Below are 5,592 nucleotides of genomic sequence, written 5' to 3'. Positions count from 1 at the left end.
CCTATATCAGCGCGGCGCTTTCTACCAGAAAATAGCACATAAACCGCCCCACCTTGTCGCTCGCAGTCATGTCCAATAAGTTTGCATTATCGGACCTCAAAAGATATGCTCAGCGACATGTCAAAAATGAATGAGAAATCGATCTCAGACGCACCAATCGGGTCTTCCATCAACGAAGACGACGCGAGAGACCCGACATCCAGCGAGGCTCTGACCCTGCCCTCCCATGTGGCCGGCTCAGGTACGCTGGATCGACTGGCCGAGAACGCACGTGATTACGCCAAGGCCTCGACCGCCGAAAACACCAACAAGGCCTACGCCGCCGACTGGAAGCACTTTGCGCGTTGGTGCAGATTGAAAGGCGCGGAGCCCCTACCCCCGTCTCCAGAGATGATTGGTCTCTATCTGACGGACCTGGCCGCGCCGACCAATGGGTCCCCTGCCCTCTCGGTGAGCACCTTAGATCGCCGCCTTTCTGGGCTTGCCTGGAACTACGCGCAACGTGGGTTCGCGCTGGACCGCAAGGATCGCCACATCGCCACCGTCCTGGCCGGCATCAAGCGCAAACATGCGCGGCCACCGGTACAGAAAGAAGCGATCCTGCCGGAAGACATCCTCGCAATGGTGGCCACCCTGCCCTACGACCTGCGCGGCCTGCGTGACCGAGCCATCCTGCTCTTGGGATATGCTGGCGGGTTGCGCCGTTCTGAAATCATCAGCCTCGATGTCGGTAAAGACGATACGCATGATTCAGGCGGTTGGATCGAGATCCTCGGTGACGGTGCTGTGCTGACTCTGAATGCCAAAGCCGGTTGGCGCGAGGTGGAGATTGGCCGCGGTTCTTCGAACCAAACCTGCCCCGTTCATGCGCTGGAACAATGGCTGCATTTCGCGAAGATCGACTTCGGACCGGTCTTCGTCCGCACATCCCGCGACGGAAAGAAGGCCTTGGAAAAACGCCTCAACGACAAGCATGTCGCCCGCCTCATCAAATCCACCGTCCTGAAATCCGGCATTCGCGCCGAGCTGCCGGAAAAAGACCGCTTAGCGCTGTTTTCAGGCCATTCCTTGCGCGCCGGTCTCGCCAGCAGCGCGGAAGTCGACGAACGCTATGTCCAGAAGCAGCTCGGACACGCATCGGCCGAGATGACCCGCCGGTATCAACGCCGTCGCGACAGATTCCGGGTGAACCTGACCAAGGCCGCGGGGCTTTGATCCGCTGCCCCATTACGCCGCCTGCCCGCTGAGCCTACCGTAGAAGCTACGCTCGAGGTGCAACTCCCCTGCCCCGGCCTTCTGGACAATACCACGGAGATAGCCGCCCGGAGACGCGACTTCGCCGGCGCAATGCTTATCGAAGGTCAGAACCAGCGCGGCGGTTGCAATTTGAGGCCCAAGACGAACCTGCGCGAGGTTCCAGGCATGCTCCGAGACGCCAATCATTGGCCTCAACTGGCCAGCAACCCGGTGCAGATCGCCCCAATCTTTGAGATACCCGCCCATATTGCGCGCCCAGGACGCGAATTCGGGACAAGCCTGCATCACAGTCGGCAAATCAAGCGCTGCTCCACGTTTTTTGCGGGTCTCAGCAACCCACTCTTCCAACTCCCTATCAACCTGCTCTTCCGGTGGCGCATTTGGCACCACGCCCGCCGCTTGCTCAGTTTCTGAGCGATTACAGGTTACAGGATTTAGTTGGGTTGTAATTAGTATATGGGGGTCAGAAATGACCTCCCTGGGGTTCATTTTTTGAGTCTTTTCGAAGACTTGTGCCTTGGTTGCAGGCGTGTTTTCCACAGGTTGGACAGCCTCAGTTGCCTTAAGGTAAGCTGCCTCGACACGCTCCTGAAGCTCTTTGAACCAGGTCAAGAGCCGGACAAGCTGTTCGGAAGCTTCGTGGCGGCGCGGAAGCCGGTCCAAAAGCTCTTCGAAGAGCCCCGTGAACTGCGCCCAGGGCCCGCGCAGCGCGTTGCTGACGGCAGCCTCGATCCGCGCCCTGATCATCCGTCGTGCCACCGTGATCTGGCGCTTCAGGCGCTGACAGAGCTCACGTTCGGCCTGTAAATCGGCATGCAACTCCTCGAACTCCTCGACACGGGCCGACAGCGGCGACAGATCGAAGCCGTAGGCCTCGATAATGCGCCCATCGGCGTCCCTGCGCCCCCACCGCTTGCCGTTCGGGCTGTCCTGGAAGGAGATCACGCCGATCTCGGCCAGCCGTCGCGCATGGCGTTTGAGAGCCGAGAGCGAGAAGCCCGTCTGCTCCATCAGATAGGCGTTTGATGCCCAGACGATCGGGCGCTGCCCCTCCTCCCAGTCCTGGGCCTGAGTAAAGGCCCCGAGCGTGTCGAGGAGCATCATGTCTCCGGCCTTGAGGCCAATGTATGCACCGACCCGCTTTACGGCCACGAAGGCCCGCGTCTTGGGTACAGCTAACTGTTCACCGGCTTGGGCAAGCTGCTCTGCAATGCCAAGACCCGGTGTCGGCTTGCGCCAACCTGTATGTTTCATGCCTGTTTCTCACCTCCAGTTATGTGGAGGCAAAAGAAAGCCGTTCGCCGAAGTGGCGTTCTTGTTGACAGTGATTCGCGGGAGAGATATCTTCTAAGCGACCAAACTTTTCAGATTAGCTCTCAGGCCACGCTGCTTGGGGGCTTTTCTTTTGCCTAGATCATTGTTCTGACTGCTCCTCTTTCGTCGCGAGGAATTCACTGTACAGCTGATCAAGCCGGCCCGAGAGAAAATCCCCGAACTCGGTCGAGTCTTGCGCCGTGAGTGAAATGCTGAATGCCTTTCCGGATCGGCCGATGACGCCTTTGATGCGGCCTTTGCCGGCGGTCCAAGTACGTTTCTTGGGCGCGGCACGCGCTTTTCGGCTTTTCGGCGCCCTGCCCGCTTCTGCTAGCTTGCTGTGCAGGAACTCGAAGCGTGCATCGCTGTCGAGACCCTGAAAACCGTCGAACTCCAAAGCTCCTTTGAGGATCTTCTCATTCTTGGGCTCCGAGGCCAACTTCTTGAAATCCTCCCAACGATCGCGCCCGATCTGCTTGGCTGGGCCAATCTGTTCGATGACGTGCCGCGGGACGTTCTGCGCCACTGACAGCATGCGCGAAAGCAAAGTACCGTCAATGGTCAGGGCGGACTGGATCACGTCCTTTGCTTGCCCCATATCCAAAAGGCTCTTCGCAAATAGGGCCTTCTCAATAAATGAGAGATCTGCGCGCGCAGTGTTCTCCTGCCCTTGAGCAAGAATGTGGGCCACGTCGTCCATCGGCTTTACAACTGCGCGAACCTTACGGCCGAGCGCCGATGCAACTCGCACACGGCGATGCCCGAAGACGATCATGTAACGACCATCTGCTTCTGGATGCGGTCGAAGTAAAACCGGTGTGTCCTGGCGACCGGCCGCGATCGATGCTTTCAGTTCGTTGAAAGCAACATCGTCATCACTAAGCCGATCCGAAACGAATGACACATCGATCAATTGCGGATCAATCTCGACTATTGTTTCGCCTTCAAGGAGACGCTTCGAGTTCTCCGCAAGGCTATCAATCGAAACCTTCATCGACTTCGAAGCTCCGCGCATTGCGTATCCGGAGCGCCCGGAATCCTTGGGCTGCTCCGGCGAACCAGCCATGACGCTCTTCAGGAGGTCTTTGCGAGCCATCAAGTCATCTCCACTTCGTTAGAATCCAACCGGCGCGCAGTCTGCATTTCGACAGTTGCACGGCTGTCAAAATTGGCGCTCTGCACGGCTGTCAAAACCACAGTCATTCTCGCCCCCAAGCCTTGTGGATCAATTCGGCGATTTCGTCGTTGACGTCGTTCAGGGAGGTCACTGCACGGTCATAAGTGGTTCGAACGAACTGAGAGCGCTCAACTTCGTAAAGCGTCTGTTTGGTGATCCCAGCGTCGGAGATCGCCGTCGATTTCAGTACAGGAGCCGAAAGCATCTGGTTTGGAAACATCGCCTGGAGGAACCCGACCATCTGCTTTTGAGGACCATCTGTTGGCTCAAACCGCGTTACGAGGTAGCGGAACCACTTCAGGCGCATGTTTGCTCCGGCGTCACGGATCGTCTTCATGATCCCGCCCAGCATCAAAAGAAACTGGCTCATCGACATGACGTCCAGCATCTGAGGATGGACCGTCACAATTACCGAGGAAGAAGCCGTCAGAGCAGTGAGCGTGAGGTAGCCCAGCTGAGGAGGGCAATCGATTACGACCACGTCATAGCGGTCATCAACTTCACTGAGCGCCTTGGATATCCGAGTGAAGAAGGTGCGGCCCTCATGGGGATCGCTGCTCGTCAAAGCAACCGGCGTATCGTATTCGTACTCCTGAAGTTCGAGGCTTGCCGGAACGATGTCTAGGTTTGGGAAGTTTGTCGGCCGGATTACTTCAGAGATGGGCTTGCGCTCATCGTCATACCGGAGCGTCTCATAAAGCGAGGGCACGTTGTCGAGCTCAGGCTGGATACCGTGCAAAGCTGTTAGTGAGGCTTGAGGATCCAAGTCGATCGCAAGAACACGATGGCCCTTCAGCGCTAAATGCTGAGCGAGATGAGCTGCGGTAGTGGTCTTTCCGCTGCCCCCTTTGAAGTTTACGACAGAAACAACGTGCAGTTCTTCGCCAGGCTGTCGATAGGGGACATAACGGCGCCTTCCGGGACGGCCATGCTTGTCCAGATAGGCTCTCAATTCCAGCATTTGCTCAGCCGAGTAGCTGCGCCTGCCGGAAGACGACGTTTCGGGCTCGGGGCCTTTGCCCTCGAGGTGAAGCTTCTTGATCGTCGATTGGGTCACGCCGAGATAGTAGGCAACCTCTGCCAGAGAGAACTGACGTAGACCTTTCTGGGCGTCTGGAGGATACTGTTCCTGTCGCAACATGTTGAGACGGTCAGAAATCAGCTCTCCCTGCTGAAGGATGATCTCGTCGAAGGGTTGATCCTTCGTATCAGCCTCAAAAGACCGTTGTCGCATCTGACTGCCCTCTAAATATCGCTTTTTCAGCGATTTCGCTCATTAAAGTGTCATCTACACGGAAAAATGAGTCTTAACAATGATTTTCGCCCGGCGGCTCGACCCCACCCAATCTGCCAGCGGGCCTAGATGCCTCGACAAACTGTAGTGATCACGGATGGCTCCTACCCAATATCTTGGGATGACCTGTCGTAAGCTCTGACTTCCAGCCAATTAGCGCGTCACATGACCACGACCGCAACCTTATGTTATTATTTATTTTTCCTCCATTGCACGGCTGTCAAAATGCAAGAGGTACTAAGCCTTAAAGTGCGTGGGGGACGACGGAAAAGTCTTCTCCGAAACGGATTGCGTCATCATCTCCCTTATGCCCGATCAGCTTTCAGTTGCTTCCACCAAGCACACCAACCAGTGCGCGCCAACATGCAGGCAATGCATGTCAATGCGAAGGGACGCGGGGGGAAATCGGCTGGGTTGCCCCGGCCGATTCTTTGCGTCACGCGGCGTCTTTGGGGCCCCAGGGGATGACGGCCTGCAGGGACAGATCGTCCTGGTTCGCGGCCTTGCCGAGGTTGGCGTTGAAGCCGTGGTCGCGGATGGTCAGCGTGTA

General features: G+C 57.2%; 4 protein-coding genes. 1 reads left to right on the top strand and 3 read right to left on the bottom strand.

Going from position 1 to position 5,592, the window contains the following annotated elements; translation table 11 throughout:
- Nucleotides 1–105 precede the first annotated feature (105 nt).
- Nucleotides 106–1,215: a tyrosine-type recombinase/integrase gene (locus BMX99_RS19300; RefSeq protein ID WP_093455152.1), complete on the top strand. Its 1,110-nt coding sequence runs from the start codon at nt 106–108 to the stop codon at nt 1,213–1,215.
- A gap of 12 nt (nt 1,216–1,227) precedes the next feature.
- On the opposite strand, the gene repC is transcribed toward BMX99_RS19300, so the two are convergent.
- The 3 genes from repC to repA form a co-directional block, all read right to left on the bottom strand.
- Entirely contained in the window at nt 1,228–2,511 is a 1,284-nt protein-coding gene (gene repC, locus BMX99_RS19295; RefSeq protein ID WP_093455151.1) for a plasmid replication protein RepC, read from the bottom strand.
- Between the two features lie 160 nt (nt 2,512–2,671).
- A complete protein-coding gene (gene repB, locus BMX99_RS19290; RefSeq protein WP_093455150.1) occupies nt 2,672–3,667 on the bottom strand; it encodes a plasmid partitioning protein RepB in 996 nt (331 codons plus the stop codon).
- 103 nt (nt 3,668–3,770) lie between these two features.
- Nucleotides 3,771–4,982, bottom strand: coding sequence for a plasmid partitioning protein RepA (gene repA, locus BMX99_RS19285; protein ID WP_093455149.1), 1,212 nt, complete (start codon nt 4,980–4,982; stop codon nt 3,771–3,773).
- Nucleotides 4,983–5,592: the final 610 nt, after the last annotated feature.

The organism is Pseudooceanicola nitratireducens, assembly GCF_900109195.1.
Taxonomy (GTDB): domain Bacteria; phylum Pseudomonadota; class Alphaproteobacteria; order Rhodobacterales; family Rhodobacteraceae; genus Pseudooceanicola; species Pseudooceanicola nitratireducens.
This window is presented reverse-complemented; position numbering and strand designations above follow the sequence as displayed.

Excerpts from the sequence above, each read along its gene's own strand:
- BMX99_RS19300 (WP_093455152.1), top strand. The coding sequence starts at position 106 with ATGCTCAGCGACATGTCAAAAATGAATGAGAAATCGATCTCAGACGCA.
- repC (WP_093455151.1), bottom strand. The coding sequence starts at position 2,511 with ATGAAACATACAGGTTGGCGCAAGCCGACACCGGGTCTTGGCATTGCA.
- repB (WP_093455150.1), bottom strand. The coding sequence starts at position 3,667 with ATGGCTCGCAAAGACCTCCTGAAGAGCGTCATGGCTGGTTCGCCGGAG.
- repA (WP_093455149.1), bottom strand. The coding sequence starts at position 4,982 with ATGCGACAACGGTCTTTTGAGGCTGATACGAAGGATCAACCCTTCGAC.